Origin of the sequence: Plantactinospora mayteni, assembly GCF_016862935.1 — a bacterium.
Lineage (GTDB): Bacteria > Actinomycetota > Actinomycetes > Mycobacteriales > Micromonosporaceae > Plantactinospora > Plantactinospora mayteni.
The window spans coordinates 98,852-119,974 of sequence record NZ_BONX01000034.1; the positions used below are offsets into that span (position 1 = coordinate 98,852).

Annotated in this window: 19 protein-coding genes; 11 read left to right on the forward strand and 8 right to left on the reverse strand. The window is 73.8% G+C overall.

The annotated features are described in order from the left end of the window. The first annotated feature begins 64 nt into the window (after positions 1-64). From Pma05_RS24420 to Pma05_RS43540, 8 genes are all read left to right on the forward strand, one after another. Positions 65-2,404, forward strand: coding sequence for a molybdopterin cofactor-binding domain-containing protein (locus Pma05_RS24420; protein ID WP_203859791.1), 2,340 nt, complete (start codon positions 65-67; stop codon positions 2,402-2,404). After that, positions 2,404-3,588 (forward strand): DUF6986 family protein, encoded by a 1,185-nt coding sequence (locus tag Pma05_RS24425; protein WP_203859792.1) that lies wholly within the window; start codon positions 2,404-2,406, stop codon positions 3,586-3,588. The genes Pma05_RS24420 and Pma05_RS24425 overlap by 1 nt, the downstream gene beginning before the upstream one ends. Positions 3,589-3,621: 33 nt before the next feature. Further along, the gene (allB, locus tag Pma05_RS24430) at positions 3,622-4,992 is read left to right on the forward strand and encodes an allantoinase AllB (protein ID WP_203859793.1); all 1,371 of its coding nucleotides are present in this window, start codon (positions 3,622-3,624) and stop codon (positions 4,990-4,992) included. Continuing rightward, positions 4,989-6,065: an allantoicase gene (gene alc, locus Pma05_RS24435; protein ID WP_203859794.1), complete on the forward strand. Its 1,077-nt coding sequence runs from the start codon at positions 4,989-4,991 to the stop codon at positions 6,063-6,065. Before allB ends, alc begins: the two co-directional genes overlap by 4 nt. After that, positions 6,062-6,238 carry a hypothetical protein gene (locus Pma05_RS24440; RefSeq protein WP_203859795.1) on the forward strand — a complete coding sequence of 59 codons (177 nt, stop codon included), beginning with the start codon at positions 6,062-6,064 and terminating at the stop codon, positions 6,236-6,238. Before alc ends, Pma05_RS24440 begins: the two co-directional genes overlap by 4 nt. A gap of 88 nt (positions 6,239-6,326) precedes the next feature. Beyond that, entirely contained in the window at positions 6,327-6,989 is a 663-nt protein-coding gene (locus Pma05_RS42735; protein ID WP_239313003.1) for a hypothetical protein, read from the forward strand. 40 nt (positions 6,990-7,029) lie between these two features. Continuing rightward, entirely contained in the window at positions 7,030-8,151 is a 1,122-nt protein-coding gene (locus tag Pma05_RS24445) for a protein-L-isoaspartate O-methyltransferase family protein (protein ID WP_239313005.1), read from the forward strand. 415 nt (positions 8,152-8,566) lie between these two features. Continuing rightward, complete coding sequence (locus Pma05_RS43540; RefSeq protein WP_275414743.1) at positions 8,567-8,701, forward strand: hypothetical protein; 135 nt, start codon at positions 8,567-8,569, stop codon at positions 8,699-8,701. 337 nt (positions 8,702-9,038) lie between these two features. Here Pma05_RS43540 and Pma05_RS42740 read toward each other — a convergent pair whose 3' ends face one another. The 3 genes from Pma05_RS42740 to Pma05_RS24465 form a co-directional block, all read right to left on the reverse strand. Further along, entirely contained in the window at positions 9,039-10,565 is a 1,527-nt protein-coding gene (locus Pma05_RS42740) for an MFS transporter (RefSeq protein ID WP_239313007.1), read from the reverse strand. Between the two features lie 75 nt (positions 10,566-10,640). Then, positions 10,641-11,420, reverse strand: coding sequence for a hypothetical protein (locus Pma05_RS24460; protein ID WP_203859797.1), 780 nt, complete (start codon positions 11,418-11,420; stop codon positions 10,641-10,643). 85 nt (positions 11,421-11,505) lie between these two features. Continuing rightward, positions 11,506-11,967: a GNAT family N-acetyltransferase gene (locus Pma05_RS24465; RefSeq protein WP_203859798.1), complete on the reverse strand. Its 462-nt coding sequence runs from the start codon at positions 11,965-11,967 to the stop codon at positions 11,506-11,508. Positions 11,968-12,107: 140 nt separating this feature from the next. Here Pma05_RS24465 and Pma05_RS24470 point away from each other — a divergent pair, with 140 nt between their 5' ends. Next, the gene (locus tag Pma05_RS24470; protein ID WP_203859799.1) at positions 12,108-12,692 is read left to right on the forward strand and encodes a DUF1684 domain-containing protein; all 585 of its coding nucleotides are present in this window, start codon (positions 12,108-12,110) and stop codon (positions 12,690-12,692) included. A gap of 63 nt (positions 12,693-12,755) precedes the next feature. Here Pma05_RS24470 and Pma05_RS24475 read toward each other — a convergent pair whose 3' ends face one another. The 3 genes from Pma05_RS24475 to Pma05_RS24485 form a co-directional block, all read right to left on the reverse strand. Further along, the gene (locus Pma05_RS24475; protein ID WP_372441548.1) at positions 12,756-13,370 is read right to left on the reverse strand and encodes a YflT domain-containing protein; all 615 of its coding nucleotides are present in this window, start codon (positions 13,368-13,370) and stop codon (positions 12,756-12,758) included. 113 nt (positions 13,371-13,483) lie between these two features. Continuing rightward, positions 13,484-14,320 (reverse strand): helix-turn-helix domain-containing protein, encoded by an 837-nt coding sequence (locus Pma05_RS24480; protein WP_203859800.1) that lies wholly within the window; start codon positions 14,318-14,320, stop codon positions 13,484-13,486. Between the two features lie 137 nt (positions 14,321-14,457). Further along, entirely contained in the window at positions 14,458-15,843 is a 1,386-nt protein-coding gene (locus Pma05_RS24485) for a glycoside hydrolase family 6 protein (RefSeq protein ID WP_203859801.1), read from the reverse strand. Between the two features lie 311 nt (positions 15,844-16,154). On the opposite strand from Pma05_RS24485, the gene Pma05_RS24490 reads away from it, so the two are divergent. After that, entirely contained in the window at positions 16,155-17,141 is a 987-nt protein-coding gene (locus Pma05_RS24490; RefSeq protein WP_203859802.1) for an anti-sigma factor RsbA family regulatory protein, read from the forward strand. A gap of 90 nt (positions 17,142-17,231) precedes the next feature. Here Pma05_RS24490 and Pma05_RS24495 read toward each other — a convergent pair whose 3' ends face one another. Together Pma05_RS24495 and Pma05_RS24500 are read right to left on the reverse strand one after the other, a co-directional pair. Beyond that, positions 17,232-19,388 carry an ATP-binding SpoIIE family protein phosphatase gene (locus tag Pma05_RS24495; protein ID WP_203859803.1) on the reverse strand — a complete coding sequence of 719 codons (2,157 nt, stop codon included), beginning with the start codon at positions 19,386-19,388 and terminating at the stop codon, positions 17,232-17,234. A gap of 104 nt (positions 19,389-19,492) precedes the next feature. After that, on the reverse strand, positions 19,493-19,711 hold the full coding sequence (locus tag Pma05_RS24500) for a hypothetical protein (protein ID WP_203859804.1): 219 nt from the start codon (positions 19,709-19,711) through the stop codon (positions 19,493-19,495). 178 nt (positions 19,712-19,889) lie between these two features. On the opposite strand from Pma05_RS24500, the gene Pma05_RS24505 reads away from it, so the two are divergent. Further along, the gene (locus Pma05_RS24505) at positions 19,890-21,107 is read left to right on the forward strand and encodes an MFS transporter (RefSeq protein ID WP_203859805.1); all 1,218 of its coding nucleotides are present in this window, start codon (positions 19,890-19,892) and stop codon (positions 21,105-21,107) included. Positions 21,108-21,123: the final 16 nt, after the last annotated feature.

The window sequence follows — 21,123 nt, forward strand, 5'->3', positions numbered from 1 at the left end:
GTCGGTGGGCGCGGTGGGGGGTGCGGTGGCTCCTGGGTGTGGGTCGTCGGGCGGGGTGCGGTGCGTGGGGGGTGGGGTCGGGGGGATCGGGGCGAGTCCGGTACGGCCGGACGGGGCGTTGAAGGTGCGGGGGGAGTTCGCGTTCTCGTCGGATCTGTGGGCCGACGACATGCTGTGGGGTGCGACGCTGCGCAGCCCGCATCCGTCGGCGACGATCCGCGGGATCGACGTCGGCGCCGCGTTGGCGGTGCCGGGGGTGTACGCGGTGCTGACCGCCGATGACGTGCCTGGCGATCGGCACTACGGGTTGGAGGTGGCGGACCAGCCGGTGCTGGCCGTGGACGAGGTGTGTTACCGGGGGGAGCCGGTGGCGATCGTGGCCGCCGACCATCCGGAGACGGCTCGGCGGGCGGCGGAGCGGATCGTGGTCGACTACGGGGTGCGGGAGCCGGTGACCGATCCGGAGGTGGCGCTGGCCGGTGGGCGGCTGGTGCGGCACGTGCCGATCCGGAAGGGTGATCCGGCGGCGGTCGCCGAGGTGGTGGTGACCGGGGAATACCGGGTGGGGATGCAGGACCAGGCGTTCCTCGGGCCGGAATCGGGGCTGGCGGTGCCGGCGCCGGACGGCGGGGTCGAGCTGTACGTCGCCACCCAGTGGCTGCACGCCGACCAGCGGCAGGTGGCCGCCGCCCTCGGGTTGCCGGTCGAGTTGGTCCGGCTGAGTCTGGCCGGGGTGGGCGGGGCGTTCGGTGCCCGGGAGGACCTGTCGATGCAGGTGCACGCCAGCCTGCTGGCGCTGCGTACCGGGCGGCCGGTGAAGATGGTCTACGGCCGGGAGGAGTCGTTCGTCGGGCACGTACACCGGCACCCGGCGATCCTGCGCTACGAGCACGGCGCGACCCGGGACGGTGAGTTGGTCTACGTACGGGCCCGGATCCTGTTGGACGGTGGGGCGTACACGTCGACGACGCCGGCGGTGGTGGCGAACGCGGCCAGCCTCGGGGTGGGGCCGTACCGGGTGCCGAACGTGACGGTGGACGCGTACGGGGTGCACACCAACAACCCGCCGTGCGGGGCGATGCGCGGGTTCGGGGCGGTGCAGGCGTGCTTCGGGTACGAGTCGCAGATGGACCGGCTGGCCGAGGCGGTCGGGTTGGATCCGGTCGAGGTGCGGGTGCGCAACGCGCTGGCCGAGGGTGGCTCGATGCCGACCGGGCAGGTGGTGGAGGGGCCGGCGCCGGTGGCCCGGTTGCTGGAGCTGGTCCGGGACCGGCCGGCACCGCCACCGGTCGGTGACGATCCACGGCAGTTGCCGGGCGGGGTGGCGAACACGACCGCGCCGGAGCAGGTGGTCCGGGGGGTCGGGTACGCGATCGGGATCAAGAACGTCTGCTTCTCGGAGGGGTTCGACGACCACGCGACGGCGCGGGTCCGGCTGGAGCTGATCGGCGGCGAGCCGACCGCGCTGGTGCACACCGCAGCGGCGGAGGTGGGGCAGGGGCTGGTGACGGTGCAGGCGCAGATCGCCCGGACCGAGCTGGGTGTCGAGCGGGTGGTGGTGGCGACCGCCGACACGAGTGTGGGGAGTGCGGGGTCGTCGTCGGCGTCGCGGCAGACGTACATGACCGGGGGCGCGGTCCGGGCGGCCTGCCGGGCGGTCCGGGCGGCGCTGCTGGCGCGGCTGGCCGGCGGGTCCGGTGCCGGTGCTGACGACGGTGGCGTTGCCGACGACGGTGGCGCTGTTGGCGACGGTGGCGTTGTTGGCGACGGTGGCACGGTTGGCGACGGGGGCGGGCGGGTCGCCGGGGGTGGGCTGGAGCTGGCCGGTGGCGTGATCCGGGACGCTGCCGGGCGCACGCTCGGCACGCTGGTCGACCTGCTCGCCGCCGGCCCGGTCGAGAGGTCCGTCCGCTGGCGGCACCGGCCGACCCGGCCGCTGGACCCGGTGACCGGGCAGGGCGACGCGCACGTGCAGTACGCCTTCGCGGCGCACCGGGCCACCGTGGACGTGGACCCCGAACTCGGGCTGGTCCGGGTGGTGGAGATCGCCACCGCCCAGGACGTGGGCCGGGCGATCAACCCGCAGGCGGTGCTCGGGCAGATCCAGGGCGGTACGGCCCAGGGGCTCGGGCTGGCGCTGATGGAGGAACTCCAGGTGGTCGACGGGGTGATCCGGAACCCGTCCTTCACCGACTATCTGATCCCGACGATCCTGGACGTGCCGCCGATGGCGGTCGACGTGCTGGAGTTGGCGGACCCGCACGCGCCGTACGGGTTGCGGGGGGTGGGGGAGCCGCCGACCATCTCGGCCACTCCGGCGATCGTGGCGGCGATCCGGGCGGCGACCGGGCTGCCACTGGCCCGGGTACCGGTCCGGCCCGAGCACCTGACCGGGACCGGCTGATGGGCCGGCTCTCCCCGGACGTCCTCGCCGAGCTGGACGAGCGGCTGGAGCCGGTCGACGCCGAGCTGCGGCGGCGCTATCCGGGGCAGCCGGTGGGGCGGCAGCCGGTGCACACCGTCTACGTGCCGGCCGACCGTTGCGGTCCGGGGCTGGTGGCGCGGTGGGGTGCGGCGGCGCTGGCGGCGTTGCACGAGCATCCGCCGCTGCCGTACCCGGCGGAGTTGCACGAGCGGGTGGTCGGGAAGCTGCGCCGGGAGCCGATCGAGGACCTGCGGATCGACTTCGAGGACGGCTACGGGGTACGGGACGACGAGGCCGAGGACGCGGCGGCACGGGCTGCGGGGCGGCTGCTCGGCGCTGGGCTCGGGGTGCCGTTCGCGGGGCTGCGGATCAAGAGCCTGACCGGGGTGCTGCGGCGCCGGGCGGTGCGTACCCTCGATCTCTTCCTCGACGCGCTGCACGGTGCCGGTGAGCTGCCGCCGGCCGGCCGGTTGGTGGTGACGCTGCCGAAGGTGAGCGTGCCGGCCCAGGTAGAGGCGATGGTGCTGCTCTGCGAGCGGCTGGAGGCGGCGTACCGGCTGCCGGTCGGGTGGCTGCGCTTCGAGGTGCAGATCGAGACGCCGGCGGCGATCCTCGGGCCGGACGGGCTGGCGACCCCGGGCCGGTTGATCGAGGCAGCCGCCGGCCGGTGCAGCGGGCTGCACTACGGCACCTACGACTACAGCGCCGCCTGCGGGATCGCCGCCGCGCAGCAGAGTTCAGCGCACCCGGTGGCCGACTTCGCCAAGGCGGTGATGCAGGTGGCCGCCGCCGAGACCGGGGTACGGCTCTCCGACGGCTCGACCAACCTGTTGCCGGTGGGGGAGACGGCTGCCGTGCAGGCCGGCTGGGCGGAGCACGCCGGGCTGGTCCGGCGCGGGCTGGAACGCGGCTACTACCAGGGCTGGGACCTGCATCCGGCCCAGTTGCCGACCCGGTTCGCCGGCACGTACGCGTTCTTCCGGGACGGGCGGGCGGCGGCGGTGGCGCGGCTGCGGGCGTACCTCGGGCGGCGGTCGAGCGGGATCCTGGACGAGCCGGCGACGGCCCGGGCGCTGGCCGGGTTCCTGTTGCGCGGGCTGGACTGCGGCGCGCTGACCGAGGCCGAGACCGGCTTCGACCGGGCCACACTCTCGGCGGTGTGACTGCTGTCGGTCGGAATGCGGGGGAGGAAGGCAATGAGCGGGTACGACCTGGTGCTGCGATCCCGGCGGGTGGTACTGCCCGACGGCGAGCGGCCGGCGGCGGTCTGCGTACGGGACGGCCGGATCGCGAAGCTGGCCGGGTACGACGAGGTGCCCGGTACCGACCTCGGCGAGCTGGCCCTGCTGCCGGGGCTGGTGGACACGCACGTGCACGTCAACGAGCCGGGCCGGACGGAGTGGGAGGGCTTCGCCTCGGCCACCCGGGCCGCGCTGGCCGGCGGGGTAACCACGATCGTCGACATGCCGCTCAACTCGGTGCCGCCGACCGTCACCGTGCCGGCGTTGCGCCGCAAGCAGGACGCGGCCCGGGGCCGGTGCCACGTCGACGTCGGGTTCTGGGGCGGTGCCGTCCCGGAGCACCTGGCCGAGCTGCCCGCCCTGTACGCCGAAGGGGTGTTCGGGTTCAAGGCGTTCCTGGTCGACTCGGGGGTACCGGAGTTCCCGCCGCTGGATCCGGCCGGGCTGGCCGGGGCGCTGGCCACGGTCGACGCGCTCTTCGTGGTGCACGCCGAGGATCCGGCCCGGATCGAGGTCGCCCCGGCCTCCGCCCGGTACGCCGACTTCCTCGGCTCCCGGCCGCCGGTCGCCGAGCGGCGCGCGGTCGAGATGGTGTTGGACGCGGCCCGGCGTACCGGCCGGCGGGTGCACATCCTGCACCTGTCCGCAGCCGACGCTCTGCCGGCAATCGCCGCCGCCCGCTCCGACGGGGTACGGGTGACCGTGGAGACCTGCCCGCACTACCTGACCCTGGACGCCGCCGAGATCCCGGACGGGGCGACCGAGTTCAAGTGCTGCCCGCCGATCCGGGACGCGGCGAACCGTGCGGCGCTCTGGGCCGGCCTGGCCGACGGGACCATCGACTGCGTGGTCTCGGACCACTCGCCGTGCCCGCCCGCGCTGAAGCGGCGCGACAGTGGCGACTTCGGCGCCGCCTGGGGCGGGATCGCCTCGGTGCAGCTCGGCCTGCCGGCGGTCTGGACCGAGGCGCGGCGGCGCGGCCACGGCCTCGCCGACCTGGTGCGCTGGATGGCCCGGCGGCCGGCCGAGATCGCCGGCCTGCGCGGCAAGGGGATGCTTCGGGTCGGCGCCGACGCCGACCTGGTGGCGCTGGACCCGGACGCGGAGTGGATCGTCGAGCCGGCCCGGCTGCTGCACCGGCACCCGGTCACTCCGTACGCCGGGCGCCGGCTGACCGGCGTGGTCCGGGGCACCTGGCTGCGTGGCGAGCCGGTCGCGCCGACCGACCCGCCCCGGGGCCGTCTGCTGTCCAGAGTGGACGTCGACGGCTCCACGGGCGACCGGAGCCTGCCGCTGGGGCAGCCGGCCGGGGAGGGGCGGGGATGAGTGGCTTCACCGAGCTGCCGGACCTGGCGGCGCGGTCGCTCGGCGGCGGGGTGGTGGCGGCCAACGACGAGTTCTTCGCCGCCCGGGACAACCTGGTCACCGACGAGCCGCCGGGCTTCGCCGCCGGCACCTTCGGGGCCAAGGGCCAGGTGTACGACGGCTGGGAGACCCGCCGCCGCCGTGAGCCCGGGCACGACTGGGCGATCCTCCGGCTCGGCGCCCCCGGCATCGTCAGCGGCGTGGTGGTGGACACCGCGCACTTCGTCGGCAACTATCCGCCGTACGCCTCGGTGGAGGCGTGTGGGCTGGCCGGCTATCCCGATCCGGCCGAGCTGGTCGACGCCGACTGGGTCAGCCTGGTGCCCCGGGCGGCGTTGCGCGGGGACGGTCGTAACCTGTTCGAGGTGGGCGACCCACACCGCTACACGCACGTACGGCTGCGGATCTACCCCGACGGCGGGGTGGCCCGGCTGCGCGTGCACGGTGTGGTCGTACCCGATCCGGCGCTCTTTCCCGACGGGCAGCTCGACCTCGCGGCGCTGGAGCACGGCGGCCTGGTGGTCGGGTGCAGCGACATGTTCTACGGTGCGCCACGGCAGTTGATCGCGCCCGGCCTGGCCCGGACCATGGGCGAGGGCTGGGAGACCGCCCGCCGACGCGACGACGGCAACGACTGGGTACGGGTCCGGCTCGCCGCACCCGGCCAGATCCGGCAGGTCGAGCTGGACACCAGCCACTTCAAGGGCAACGCACCGGCGGCGGCGACGCTGCGCGGGATCGACACCCGGGTCGCCGACCCGGCGGACGAGGCGGCCTGGTTCGAGATCCTTCCGCGTACCCGGTTGCAGCCGGACACCCGGCACCGGTTCCCGGTCGACGCGGCCCCGACCGCCACCGAGGTCCGGCTCGACGTCTTTCCGGACGGCGGGATGGCCCGGCTGCGGCTGCCCGGCCGGATCGCCCCGGTCGACCTCGACCGGCTGCGCCGGCGCTGGTCGGAGTCGTTGCCCCCGGCACACGCCCGCCAAGTGGGCTCGGCCGGGACCCGGCCGGCGAGAGCCTGGTGGCCGTGACCCGGACCGTGCTGCTGCACCTGCTCGACGGCGACGGCCGGCCGCTCGGCGTGCTGCCCGGATACGACGTCCCGGCGCCCTGGTGGCAGGAGGTCGCCGACGTGGTGGCCGGCGCCCGCGCGCACTACGGCCCTGGACCGGGCGGCCCGAACGGACTGAGCCGGCGGAGGTGACTGTCGACTATCCGTCTTGCCTGCGCTTGTCTGCACCCGGGGCCGGTCGTAGCGTCGCGGCTATCCCGCCGACGCGACAGGAGTCCTGTTGAGCGAGCCTGTTCCGCCGTTACTCGTCGTGCACTGCCGGATGCTGCACTTCGGTTGGGTGCCGGCGGATCCGGAGGCGGTGGCGGCGATGGTGCCGCCGGGCCTGCGACTGCCGGCGAACCGGCAGGTCTTCCTCCAGCAGTACGTGGTGGACGATGCGGCCCAGACCTCCGGGCTGGACAGCTACTCGGCGACCGGACTCGGCCCCGATCTCGACCTGGCCGACTCGGGCCGGGCCCGCTGGTACGCCCAGCACCTGAGTTCGAGCCCGCTCACCCGGGCCCAGGCGGCGGTACGTGGCGTGCCGGCCGGCACCGGCCGGACCACGATCGAGATCACCGGACAGGCGCTGGTGGCGGTGACCGAGGCCGACGGTGTGGGGCTGATCCGCACCACCGCCCGGATCGGCCGCAACGTCACCCGGGTCTACCGGGGACACGTCCGCTACCTCAGCCGGCTCGGCAGCCAGCTCACCGGCGCCACCTGCCCGTATGTCTTCGAGCCGGTCACACCCTTCGAGATCGAGTCGGTGGAGTTCCTCGCGCCGGATCATCCCGTCTTCGCGCTCCGGCCGGCCAACCCGTTGGAGTTGCTGTGGGGCTTCTACTCGCCACGCTCGTCGTTCGCGCTGCCGGGCAGCGAGGGCTGGGTCCGGTACTGAGTCCGTCCGGACCGGCGGCAGCCGTCGTGGCGGGTCGGTCGTGACGTCGGCGGACGAGCTGCGCTCCCGGTACGTCGAGGAACTGCGCCGGGACGGCCTGCTCGGCGGTGACGACCTGGTCCGGGCGTTCGGCATGGTGCCCCGGGAGGAGTTCGTGGCGAGCGGTTTCGACGGCGGCGACGGGCGCTGGATCGGGCCGGACGATCCCGACTTCCTCTCCCTCGTCTACCGGAACCATCCGCTGGTGACCAAGGTCGCCGACGGGGTACCGGTCAGCTCGTCGAGCCAGCCGTCGCTGATGGCAGCCATGATCGAGTCACTGGAGCTGCGCCCCGGCAGCCGGGTACTGGAGATCGGCGTCGGCACCGGCTACAACGCGGCCCTGATGGCGACCATGGGTGCCCGGGTGACCACGATGGACATCGCGCCGGACGTGGTCGAGCGGGCCGAGGTCGCGCTGCGCCGAGTCGGGCTGGCCGGCGCCGTCGACGTACGCCTCGGCGACGGCTACCTCGGCGTGCCGGCGGACGCCGGGTACGACCGAGTGGTGGTCACGGTCGGGGTGACCGGGGTGTCGCCGCGCTGGCTGGACCAGCTCACACCGGACGGTTACCTGCTCGCCCCGGTCGAACACGCCGGGAACCACCCGGTGCTGCGGATCCGGCCGGGCGGGCCGGGGATGGCCGAGGCGCGCGGCGAGCTGCGCGCCGGGTTCATGTCCGCGGCCGGGCCGTTGGCGGCCCGTTATCCGGGAGCCCATCCGGCGCCCCGCCGGACCGGTGCGCTGCCGCCGCCGACCGTACGGCATCCGCACCGCTGGCATCCACCGCTGGACGTCTTCCGCTACCACGACCTGTGGTTCGCGGTCGGAGCCTGGGACCGGCGGACCACCTTCGCGGCGGGACCGGCCGGCGGCTGGGGCGGCCCCGGTGGCTGCACCCTGCTGGACGAGCTGCACGGCGGCGGGGCGGGTCTGCTCGCCGACGGCTCGGTACAGGCGGCCGGCCCGTCCGCCGCCCGGTACGCCGCCGACGTACTCGCCCTGCGGGACCGCTGGGTGGCCCGGGGCGAGCCGCTGATCTCCGACTGGACGGCCCGGCTGGTACCGGCCGGCGACCCCGACCAGCCGATCCTGGTGCCGTCCGGCTGGATCCAGCGTTAGAAACCTCGCACGCCGCTCGCCCGGTCGGGCCTCCCCTCCGGCCCGTCTCCCTCCCCCAGTAGTCCGGTCCGTCTCCCTCCCGGTAGTCCGGTTTTGGCACGGCCGTCCCACCGGCACCGGTGGTCGGGGTGGGGCAGGCTACCTCGGAATCGGGCCGCGCTGCCGGGTTTCCGATCGGCCAGAGTGGCAACTCCGATGTCGGGTTGCCCCCGATCGCGCGCGACGGTGCGGGCTGTGCTTCCACACGGCCTCCGGGCAGCCCGGGCGCCCAGGCGGGGTGCCCAGGTGGGGACGACCGGCGGCCGTACCAGCGGGAGGCGCCGGGAAACCGGTCAGTCGGCGGCAGGTCGTCGGAGCCGGTACGGCGGTGGTCGTCCTGCCCGTCCAGAGCAGGTGACGACCAGGGGAGGACAGCATGTCCAGCGAGATCATGGACGTTGAGCGGGATCGACCGGACCGGGCGGCGGTGGAGAGCGAGCGTGGTGCCCTCGTCGCGGTGTTGGTGATGGTCCTGCTCGGCGTGGCCGGCATCTTCGCCGTCTCCACGTGATGGTGTCCGATCTCCCACCGAACCTTTCCGGACCTCAGCAGCGCGGCGCGTGCGCCCCGTCTGCCACCTGCGGCGACCACCGACCGCAGGGGGAGGTTGGGAAGGGTTCGCTGACGGGACCCGCCGGCCAGCCCGGCTGGCGGGTCCGCCACTGCCCGTCCGCGAGCGGTCCGCCTCGTCCCGTCCGGTCATGAGCGGTCCGACACGCGCCCGTTCACGAGCGGGCCGCGACGTCCCGTCCGATCACGACCGGGGGCCGCCCACGCCCAGTTCGGTCAGGAGCGTGCCGCGATGTCCCGTCCGGGTCACGACCGGGGGCCGCTTACGTCGCGTTCGGTCAGGAGCGGGTCGCCACGTCCCGCTCCGGGGCGGTGCCGGCCCCGGCGTCCGGCCGGGTGCGCCCGACCGGGCCCGGGTCGTCCGGCGGCGGGTCCAGGCTTTGTGAGGCACCGGAGCCGGAGCCCGCTTCGACTCCACCGAGCCCAGTTCGCTGACCGGTTTGCTGACCGGCGGCTCGGGCCGACCGGAGCGCGACCAGCCCGACGCCGAGGCAGAGTACGGCGGCGACGACCAGTGGCAGCCGGTGCTCCGGCAGGACCAGGGCCGCACCCACCGGAGTGGCGATCGCCACCGGGGCGAAGAGCAGGGTGTTGGCGCTGCCCGACACCCGCCCGAGCAGCGCCTCGGGAGTCCGGGACTGCACCGCCGTCACGGCGGCCACCAGGGTCCAGGGCAGGCCGACCCCGACCACCACCGAGCATGCCACCGCCGCCGGAGACCATGGCACAACCCGGCCGAGCGTGCCGAGCGCGAAGAGGGCGGCGCCGAGCGCGCCGACCACGAGGCTTCCCCGGGTACGCAGCAGCCGGCCGACGATCAGGCCGCCGAGCAGCGATCCGGCGCCCTGCCCCGAGGAGAGCACCCCGATGAACTCGGCGGGCTGGTGCAGGTCCTCGGTGATGACGGCGTAGACGGCGGCGGTGGTCAGTCCGGACATCGCGATGGTGACCGATCCGATCAGGACGGACGTGCGCAGTTCGGGATGCCGCCACAGGAAGGCGAAACCGGCCGGGATGCGCAGGCGCCCGCCCCACTTCCGTCCGGCGCGCTCGATCGGCTCCGTTTCCGAGGGCCCGGCCGTCGGGCAGCCGGCACCGGCCGAGGCCCGGCCGTGGTCGGCCGAGGTGTGCCGGTTGCCTTCGGACCGGTCCGGTGCCGGCGGGTGCTGCGGACGGCGTTCGGCTTGACGCCGGGCAACCGGTGATCGTCCCGCCGGCCGATCCGGTTGTGGTCGGATCCGGAGCAGGGTGTAGAGACCGGCGGCCAGGGCCAGTGCGGCGGCGGTGAGCGCGGCCACCGGATATCCGCCCTGCCAGGCGAAGAGTCCCGCCCCGACCAGTGGGGCGACCAGCTTCACGCCTTCCTGTGCGCTCGTCCGCAACCCGTTGACCCCGCCCAGCGCGGCGGCGGGGAGGGCGGCGGGCAGCAGGGCGTTCTCGGCGGCGTCGACCAGGACGAGGCTGGTGCCGTAACCGACCATCACGGCGTAGACGAGCCAGACCTGGGCGTCGGTACGCACAGCCAGCAGCGACAGTACGGCCACGGCGGTGAGCAGGTGGGTCCAGACGATCAGCCGCCTGCGGGGCAGCCGGTCCACGAGCGCGCCGAGGGCCGGGCCGAGCAGTGTCGGGGCGAAGAGGCAGAGGCCGGTGAGCGCGGCCAGGCTGCTGGAGCCGGAGAGGTCGAGTACCCACACCCCGGCGGCCACGTTCAGCGCGGTACCGCCGAATCCGGAGATCAGCGAGATCCCGACGAAGAGCAGGGTGTTGCGCTTCTCCGCGCCGCGCCATCGTTCCGGACGCACGTTCCGACCTCCGAGGGGTTGAGTCGATAGGACTCACATCCTCGGTTGCCCCGTCATCGCATGTCAACCAGAACTTCAGTCGGGCTGACTCAACTCGTGGCCGGCGTTCCTGTGCTTGGCCGGCTGGGCGGTTGTGGGGGCGGCTTGGTCGAGGGCCCGGCGGAGCCGGTCCAGTGCGTCCGGCAGCGCCCCGCGGAACTGCTCGGCCGGGACCTCGTCGAGGTCGTCGACGGCCTGGATGGCCAGTGCGTACAGGGCGCCGGGATCGGCCGAGCCGGCCAGCCCGAGGGTGGTACGCGCGAGTCGCGCCCGAGGATGCCAGTCGTCCCGGTCCGGTTCCGCACCCAGTTGCCGGTGTACGGCGACCACCGCCGCCCGAAGTCGGGTGATCGCCACTCCATAGGCATTGTCAACAAACTGTTGACGCTTACGATCGCTGCGTACCCGGGCCGGGTCGCGGCTCGCCGCACCCGAGAGCCGTACCCAGCGCTGTTCGGCCGCCTGCCGGCTGGCCAGTCCCAGCGCGGTGGCGATCTGCGCCCAACTCGCCCGCCGCTCCCGGGCCGCCTCCACGAGCTGGCGCTCCGCCTCGTCCAGCCCGGCCCGCAACCCGCCGAGCAGCCGTAACGCGGCCAGCGGCTCGGGCTGCCCGGGATCGGTCCCGGAGGGCTGGGTGAGCCGGTCCAGCCGGGCGGCGGAGGCGGCTGCCAGTACGGCCGCGTGTGCGGCGAGCCGTCGCCCGGCCTCGTCCGACGGCCAGGTCGTCGGCGGGTCGGCCCGGTGGTGTCCGCTGGTCGAGGGCTGCGGCGAGGTCTCGCCGGGCAACTCGTCGCCGGATCGGTTCTCGGATCGCATCCGAGCATGATGTCGACCGACCGGACGCAGTGTCAACACATCGTTGACGTTCGCGCTCACGGTCTGGGTGATCGGGCTGCTGGGGTCACCCCTCCGGGGTCCACCGGGCGACGACCTCCGCGCCGTCGTCCTCGGTCTCGCCGGTCTCCCGGAAGCCGAGCGAGGCGTAGAGGTCGCGGGCGGCGGTGTTTCCGGGTGGATAGCTGAGGGCCACGTTCGGGCAGTCCGGCTCGGCGGCGAACCGCCGCTGTAGCTGGCGTACCGCGCTCCGGGCCACGCCGCTGCGCTGCGCCGAGGCGTCCACCAGCAGGCCGCCGATCCAGATGCTCCGATCGTCGTCGCGTCCCCACATCACGAAGCCGACCACCCGGCCCGACCTGGTGATCGCCAGCGGCTGCCAGACACCGCCGTACGCGCACTGGCACAGGTTGTAGACCACCGGCATCACCAGGTCGGCCTGGTCCGGCCGACCCTGGAGCCGGACGCAGTCCCGCCAGTTGTCGGCCGTCACCGGTTCGAGGCGCACCATCGAGAGATCATCAGACATGCCCGCCATCCTGTCCCCCCACCCCCCACCGGGCCACCCGTTTCCTGCCGCATCAGTACGTGTGCTTCTGCTACCCCCAGAGGGGCAGTTGGAGCACACGTTGTCGCGGTGCCCACCCACCGACACCTAGGGTGGGTGGGGTGGAGGAACTGGAATTGGCGGACTGGCGTGAGCAGGTGACCCGGCTCTATCTGTCCGACCTCGACCTGGCCGGATTCCGGGCGGCCCGGGACGCCCTCTTCGCCGGGCATCCGCAGTCACCGATCCCGCTGACCGAGCGGGCCCGCTTCACCGGCCTGCGCTACTTTCCGGCCGAGCCGTCGGCCGTGGTCGACGTGCCGGTACGTCCGGCCAGCGGCATGCTGAGCATCGACACCGGCGGGCCGGACGGAGTGGTGCACTACCGCCGTTCGGGCATCGCCGAGACTCCGTGGGGTCCGCTGACCCTCTGGTGGATCGAGGCGTACGGCGGCGGGCTCTTCCTGCCGTTCCGGGACGGCACCGCCGGCCGGGAGACGTACGGTGGTGGGCGCTATCTCACCGACACGGTCAAGGGCACCTACGGCAGAGGGCTGACGGTGCTGCCCGGTGGCCGGCTACGGCTGGACTTCAACTACGCCTACAACGCCTCCTGCGCGTACGACGACAGGTGGGCCTGCCCGCTCGCGCCCGAGGAGAACCGGATCGCGGCACCGATCCGGGCCGGCGAGCGCGTCTACCACTGACTCGCCGACCCGGCCGGTACGCAGCCGTACCGCAGAGGGCTGGACAACGACTGTGCGGTCCCGTCAGCCGGTGGCGCCGGCCGGCCGCTGACCGCCCTGCCAGTTCATCCGGCCGATGAGTTGCCGCGCCTGGTCGGCGAAGGTCGCGTCGACGGTCACCGCGTACTGGTTGGCCCGTAGGCTGCTCGCCGAGGTGAAATCGCGTCGGCCGCCGGTCATGGCGTGCGCGATGGCGCCGAAGATCGCGCCCCAGACGGCACCGATGGCGAGTCCCACCAGGATGACGGCCCACCAGTTGCCGACCGTGAAGATGCCGAAGAGCAGGCCGATGAAGAGCCCGAACCAGGCACCGGTGGCGGCACCGGCCAACGCGGCCCGGGCGGTCGTCATCCGGCCCAGTACCGTTTCGACCAGGGTGAGGTCGGTGCCGACGATGGCGGCGCGTTCGACCGGAAACTGGTTGTCAGAAAGAAAGTCCACTGTGTACTGCGCCGATGGGTAGTCCGGGTACGAGGCGACGGTCACCGTGGACTGCTGCCCGGGTGCCGTACCACCGTCGCTGCTCGGCGCCCTGAACTGCTCGCCGGACGGCCCGGCAGGTAGGTTGTTGCCTCCGGCGATACCCGGCATACCAGGCATACCGGACCGCCAAGCCGCCGTCGGGTTCCTGGACATCATGAATCAGCCTCCTTCGTCACGGCTCGATTCCCCGCCTGCCCCACTCGGTAACCCGGTCTGGCCGACGGTAAACGGACGGGCACTGATGTCCGGTTCCGAGGAGAGCCGGCGGGTCAGCGTGCGGGCGCGCTGCCGACCCGCCGCTCCTCCTGCTCGGCGGTCGAGCGCACCGCCGCCGCCGTGTGGTCGTCGAGCGGGAAGAACGACTCGACGGCGAGTTCCGCGACGGTGACGTCCAGCGGGGTGCCGAAGGTGAAGACGGTGCTGAAGAAGGCGAGTTCCCGGTCGCCGTCCCGGATCCGCAGCGGCACCACCACCTCACCCGGCCCCGGGATCTCGACCTCGGGCTCCGGCTGGTCGCAGGGGTACGCCCGCAGTTCGTCGTAGAGGTCGGCCAGCTCGGCGTCGCCGCTCTGCGCGACCTGCCGGCGGAGCCGCCCGAGCAGGTGCGCCCGCCACTCGCCGAGGTTGACGATCCGGGGTGCCAGCCCGGCCGGGTGCAGGGCCAGCCGGAGCGCGTTGACCGGCGGGGTGAGCAGCGGGGCTGCCGCGCCCGCGGTGAACAGCCCGATGCTGGCGTTCGCCTCGACCAGACACCAGCCCCGGTCCACGGCAATGGCCGGGAAGGGCTGGTGGGCGGTGAGCACCTGGCGGACCGCCGCCCGCACGGCGGCCAGCGCCGGGGAGTCCAACGGGGTACGCGGGTAGATCGGCGCGTACCCGGCGGCCAGCAGCAGGTGGTTGCGCTCCCGCAGCGGTACGTCGAGCTGCTCGGCGAGCCGGAGCACCATGTCGCGGCTCGGCATCGCCCGGCCGGTCTCCACGAAACTGAGGTGCCGGGTGGAGATGTCCGCCTGGATCGCGAGTTCGAGCTGGCTGAGCCGCCGCCGCTCGCGCCACTCGCGCAGCAGTTGGCCGACCGGTCGCTGCCGCTGTCCGGCGACCGTCATCGCGTCATCACCATTCCGATCGTACGGCCGGGGCGCTGGCGGCTGCGGCCCGCCCGGCCGGGTCAGGGGCGGTCTGCCCGGGGTGGCCGGGCCGCCGCCCGCGCGTGGCGGGTCGGCGACCCGGCCGGAGGGGATGGTCAGCTCGTGCAGGCGTTGCCGTTCAGGGTGTAGCCGGTCGGCGTGCCCAGGGTCCCGCTGTAGGTGCCCTGGAAGCCGACGCTGGTGGTACCGCCGGTCGGCAGCGACCCGTTCCAGGCCACGTTGCCGACGCTGATCTGGGTACCGGACTGGCTCCAGACGCCGTTCCAGCCGTTGCTGTACCGGACGTTGGAGCCGACGGTGAAGGTCAGAGTCCAGCCGTTGAGCGCCGGACCGTTGTTCGTCACCCGGATCTCGGCGGTGAATCCGCCGGTCCAGGAGTTGGCGGTCCAGGTCACCCGGCAGCTCGTGCCGGCCGGCGGTGGGGTGGTCGGTGGGGTGGTCGGCGGCCGGGTCGTCGGCGGGGCCGTCGTCGGCGGCCGGGTGGTCGGTGGCAGGGTGGGCGGGTTCGGGGCGGCGATCGCCAGGTCGTACGCGCGCTGCGGGACGAACTGGCCGGCACCGGCGATGCAACCGTCCGCCTCGCCCGGCAGTTTGATCCAGAACAGCGCGTCGACCGCCGGGTCGCCCGTCTCGGTGGTGCTCGCGGTGCCGATCGCCCGGCCCGCCGGGTCGCACCACTCGCCCCGGGCGTCGGGGCCGTTGCCGTTCCGGCTGGTGTCCACCACGATCTTCAGGTTCGGCGCCCCGGTGGCCGCGACCACCGCCTTGGCGTAGTTGACCGACTCGGTCGTGGTGCGGTAGTTGGAGACGTTGACCGAGATCCCGTCGGCGCTGTTGGCGATGTCCGCCGCGACCAGCCGGGAGGCCATCGCCGCCGGGGCGAGCCAGGCCGAGTGCGCCGCGTCGAAGTAGACCCTGGCCTGGCTGGAGGCGGCCTTGAACGCCTTGCCGGCGTACGCCATCGACGCCTGGGTCTCGGCCTGCTGGGAGGAGTTCATGCAGTCCGACATCAGCGCGAGTACGTCGGGTTCGAGGATGATGCTCGCCGGTCGCCCGTTCAGGCCACCGGCCACCTGGTCGATCCACTGCCGGTAGGCGGTGTGGTTGGGCAGGCCGCCGCTGCTGGCGCCGCTACAGTCCCGGTTGGGGATGTTGTAGACCACCAGGATCGGGATCTTCCCGGCCGAGGCGGCGGCGCCGACGAAGGCGTCGACCTGGCCGCGTACGGTGCCGGGGTTGTTCTGGGTGAACCACCGGCCCTGCGGGACGCTGGCGATCCGGTCCCGGATGACGGCGGCGCGGGAGTCGTTGGGGTTGGCGGCGACCCAGCGTGCGGCGCTGGTGTCCGGGTCGACGTAGAACGCCGAGTCGGCGGCCTTCGCCGGAGTGGGGTTCAACAGGCCGACACCGACCGCTGTCGTCGCGGCGAGTGCCGTGACGGCGACGGCACCGGCCACGGCGAGCGCTGGTCTGAGGTGCATGCGGTACTCCCTTCGGGACGGTGGGAGATCGAGGGGCATCGCTGGAAGCGCTCCCATAGACATCGACCACGGTAAGGCCATGTTGCGTCCGTGTGAAGCCCTGGTTTCCGTCGCCGGCCATTGCCGCAGGTCACCGGCTTGAGCCCCGGAGCCGCCCCGGTGACCATCCCCGCCGGCCGTCCCACCGGACGACGGCCCGGGTACACCGCAGTGAACCGGTCCGCTGACTCTGCGTGGCCGGAGGTCGCGGGTGCCGCGTACGCTGCTGGGCGGAGGTGGGGAGTGAACGGGTCGCGTACGACCGGCGGGCGATGACATCCGAACCAGCCGCCCGGCCGGGGGCCGGCACGCTGCGGCACGACGCCCTCTTCTACCGGACCGACGACGACTACGTCACCGGCATCCGCTCCTTCGTGGAGGCGGGTCTGGTCGCCGGGGAGCCGGTGCTGATCGCGGTACCGGGAATCCGGCTCGACCTGCTGCGGACGGCCCTCGGCGCCGGCACCGAGCTGCGCTTCGTCGACATGGCCCGGGAGGGGCGCAACCCGGGGTGGATCATCCCGGGCGTGCTGCACGCCTTCGTCGAGGAGCACGCCCCGGCCCGGGTACGCGTCGTCGGCGAGCCGGTCTGGCCCGGCCGCTCGGTACTCGCCTACCCCCGGTGCGTACAGCACGAGGCCCTGATCAACATCGCCCTCGCCGGTCGGGCGGTCAGCGTGCTCTGCCCGTACGACGCGGCGCGGCTGGACGTGGACGTCATCGCCGACGCCGCCAGCACCCACCCGTTCCTGATCCGCGACGGAGACCGGCAGGCCAGCGCCGGATACGGCCGCCCGGAGAGCGTGGTCGACTCGTTCAACCGGCCCTTCCCGACCCCACCGTCGTCGGCGTCCACGTTGTTCTTCGAGGCCCCCGGCCTCTCCGGGATGCGGGCCATGGTCGCCGCGCTGGCCCGCGAGGCCGGGCTCGACGGGGACCAGGTCGAAGACCTGCGGGTCGCGGCGAACGAGATCGCCACCAACGCGGTGGTGCACTCCGGACGGCCGGCGGTGGCCCGGGTCTGGCTCGACGCGGACGGGCTGATCTGCGAGATCACCGGCACCAGCGTGCTCACCGACCGGCTCGCCGGCCGGATCCCGCCGTCACCGGTCAGCGACACCGGGCGCGGCCTGCTGCTGGTCAACTACCTCTGCGACCTGGTCCAGGTGCACACCGACAGCACCTCGACCACCATCCGGCTGCACATGCACCGCCGGGCGGAGCCGGCCACCGGCCCCGCCCCGACCACCGGGACCTGACCCCCGGCGACCAACCCGGGAGGTAGCCATTCCCCGCCGGGGGTGCTCCGCCACGCCTGAGGGGTGCTCCGCACGCCTGAACGGGAGCGGTCAGCCGTCCGGCTGTGCGTCGGCGCCGGCCGTCGCCGGGATCATCATCTCGAACCAGACCGTCGAGCCGCGTACCGTCGGATCGGTCCCCCAGGCGTCGCTGAGCTGCTCGATCAGCCCGAGGCCCCGGCCCCGGCTGCTCAGCTTCTCGGTCCGGGCCCGGGTCACCGCGCCCCGGGTACCGCTGTCGGCGACCGAGACCAGCAACCGCTCCGGGCTGAGGTCGATCTCCACCCGGGCGGCGGTGCCGGCGTGCAGCAGCGCGTTGGTGGTCAACTCGCTGGTGCAGAGCACCGCCGAACCGACCACCTGCTCGGGCACCCCCCACAGGTGCAGTTGACCGGTCATCCAGTGCCGTACCCGGCCCGGGGCGGTCGGCTCCGCCGGCACCTCCATGCTCGCCGACCGGCTGGGCGTACTCGCGTGCTCGACGGCGAGTACGGCGACGTCGTCCTCGGTGTTGCCCGGCACCGCGCCGCCGGCCAGCGCGCAGAGCGTACGCGGGTCGCCGGTCGCCGCCCCGGCCACCGTCGCGGCCAGCGCCTCGAAGCCGTCGGTCAGGCTCCGCTGCCGCCGCTCCACCACACCGTCGCTGAACAGCAGCAGGGTGTCGCCGGGCGGGAACTCCACGGTGACCGCCGATCGGCGCCCGGACAGCCCGAGCGGCACTCCGGGCGGCACCTCGACATACCGGGCGGTGCCGGGCTGGCCGGGGGAGCCGCGCCGGACCAGCGGCGGGGGATGGCCGGCACTGGCGATGGTCAGCCGGTCGGTCTCCGGGTCGACCAGACCGTAGATCACGGTGACGAAGAGTTCGTCGCTGCGCGCCTCCGCGCTCAGGCTCGCCACCAGCCGGTCCAGCCCGGCGAGTACCGGGACCGGGGCGGGGTCGCTCAGGGCCAGCGCGCGCAGCGCGGCGCGTACCTGCCCCATCAGCGCGGCGGCCTGCACGTCGTGCCCGGCCACGTCGCCGAGTACCACCGCCAGCCGGCCGTCCGGCAGCGCGAAGGCGTCGTAGAAGTCGCCGCCGGCCGCGTTGCCGTCCACCCCGGCGTCGTAGCGGGCGGCGATCCGCAGCAGCGGCAGGTCGGGCAGGTGCTCCGGCAGCATGCTGCGCTGGAGCAGTTGCGCCGTGCCGTGCTGGGTCTCGAACCGGCGGGCCCGCTCGGCGGCCTGGGCCACCAACTCCGCCGAGGCGGCCAGCAGGGCGCGCTCGGCCGGCGGCCAGCGGTGCGGCTGCCGGTAGCCGACAGTCAGCCCGCCGCGCAGCGCCGACGTACGCAGTGGCAGCGCGGCCAGCGCCCGGATCTTCTCGTCGTGCCGGTCGACCGCGCTGTGCAGCAGCGGCTGGCCGTCACTGGCGAAGCTCGGCGTACCGCTGTCGGCGGTCAGCACCAGCGGGGCGGGGGAGTCGGGACCGTGCCGGCGCCACAGTGGCGGAAGCCGCTCGTCGGCCTCGTCCAGCACCTCGCCCCGGACCCGCCGGACCAGCCGCCAGCCGCTGCCGTCGTCCACCCCGAACTCGACCTGGTCGGCGGCGAACGTCGAGACGGCGTTGCGCAGCGTGACCCGGGCGACGTCGTCGAGGGTGAGCGTCCCGGCCAGCGCCGAGGCCAACTCGCCGAGATTCTGTAGCCGCTGGGTGACCTGGGTGGCCTCGGCGGCCACCGTGAGTACTCCGATGATGCTGCCGGTGGAGTCCCGGACCGGGGAGTAGCCGCGGGCGAAGAGGGACTGCTCCGGGATCCCGGGTTCGTCGCGGGCCAGCGGCAGCGGGGTGTCCCGCTCCAGGAACGGCTCGCCGGTCCGGTAGACCCGTTCGATCACGTCGCCGACACCCGGCACCTGCCACACCTCGGCGAAGACCTCGGCCGCCGGCCGGCCGAACGCCTGTGGGTGCTTGGCCGAGATCAGTTCGGCGAAGCCGTCGTTGTAGACCAGCGCGAGCTGTGCGCCGTACGCCAGGGCCATCGGCACCGGGGCGGAGAGCACCAGGTCGACGACCGCTCGCAGCGCGGGATCCCAGCGGCCGGGCGGACCCAGCGGGGTGTCCGGCCAGCGACCGTCGGCCGGCGGCCCGATCGTGGGCTCCGGGATCGGCGGCGCACCGGCCACGGTGGAGGGGGGAGCGGGTACCCGTCCGACCGTGCCTGGCATGCCAGCAGCCTAACCGGAGCCGCCGAATCCGCTCGTCGGACGCGGTCCGGTGGGCCGCCGTGCGGTGCGCCGTCTGCTTCGGGCAGCCGTCGGGCGGCGGGTGGTTACTCGACCGAGCCCGCGTCCACCGGACGGCGCCGCATCGCGTCGTCGGCCAGGATCACGGTGGCGACCATCAGCGAGACGCAGAGGCTGAACAACCACGAGCCGTCGTCGACCAGGCGGGCGGAGACCGGCGTCTGCGCCGCGGTGAGCAGGAAGGCGAGCCACGCGAACCGACGCTGACGGACGGAGAGGAAACCAGGAGCCTGAGCCTGACGCATCCCGAAATTCTGCCGCGCCGGCTGCCGGTCGCCGGTCGTCCGTTCGGACGAATTCGGGGTACGTGTCCGCTTGATCCAGCTCTGCGACCCCGATCGGCAATCCGCGTAACCGTCACCCTCGGACGTGCTGGGCGGCCGAGGTGGTCAGGCGTCGACCGGTCCGGCATGATCGACGGGCGTGTCCACTCCCTCGCGCCGCCGGACGGGTCTCGCCGTACTCGTCCTGGCATATCTGGCCTTCGTCAGCCTCGGTCTCCCCGACGGCCTGCTCGGCGTCGGCTGGCCGTCGATCAGCGCCGACCTGACGGTTCCGACCGAGGCGGTCGGGCTGCTGCTCGCCTCGGGTACGGTCGGCTACCTCGTCTCCAGCGTGGTGGCCGGGTTCAGCATCGCCCGGGTCGGCGTCGGCTGGCTGTTGGCCGGCAGCACCGTCCTGGCCAGCCTGGCGCTCACCGGCTACGCCAGTGCACCGGAGTTGCCGATCATGATCGGCTGTGCGCTGCTGCTCGGCCTCGGCTCGGGCGCGATCGACGCGGGGCTGAACGCGTACGCCGCCGGTGCGTTCGGGCCGCGCCAGATGAACTGGCTGCACGCCTGCTTCGGGCTCGGCGTCGCCATCGGGCCGCTGGTGATGACCACCGCGCTCGGCACCGGGCTGGGCTGGCGCTGGGGGTACGGCATCGTGGCCGCCGCCCAGGCCGGGCTGGCGCTCGCCTTCGTGCTCACCGTCCGGACCTGGGAGCGCCGCCGCCCCGCCGTCGACGCCGACGGCCCGGCCGGCGAGGCGGCCCCGGCCGGGCCGGTACGGATCGGCGCCACCCTGGCGCTGCCGGCGGTCTGGTTCGGCGCGCTGACCTTCGCGGTGTACGTGGCGATCGAGGTGGCCGCCGGACTCTGGGCGTTCCTGCTGCTCACCGAGGACCGCGGGGTCAGCCGGACCGTCGCCGGCCTCTGCGTCTCGCTCTACTGGGGCAGCCTCTTCGTCGGCCGGGTGGTGCAGGGGTTCGTCGCCGAACGGCTCGGCACCCGGACGGTGCTGCTCGGCAGCATGTACGCGATGGCGCTCGGCTCCGCGCTCGTCGCGGTACCCGGACCGGGCTGGCTGGCGGTGACCGGCCTCGCCGTCATCGGGTTCGGCGCGGCGGCGGTCTTCCCGCTGCTCACGTTGACCACCGCCGAACGGGTGGGGCAGCGGCACGCGGACCGGACGATCGGGTTGCAGATCGGGGCGTCCGGGTTGGGTGGGGCGCTCATCCCGGGCGCGCTCGGCGTGCTGATCGGGGGTACCTCGGTCGCGGTGCTCGGGCCGGCTCTGCTGCTGCTCTCCCTGGCCATGATCGCGCTGTACTGGGCGTCCAACCGCCGAGCGGCCCGGAACCCCGTACCGGCCGGCTGAGGCGGGTTCGGTGCGG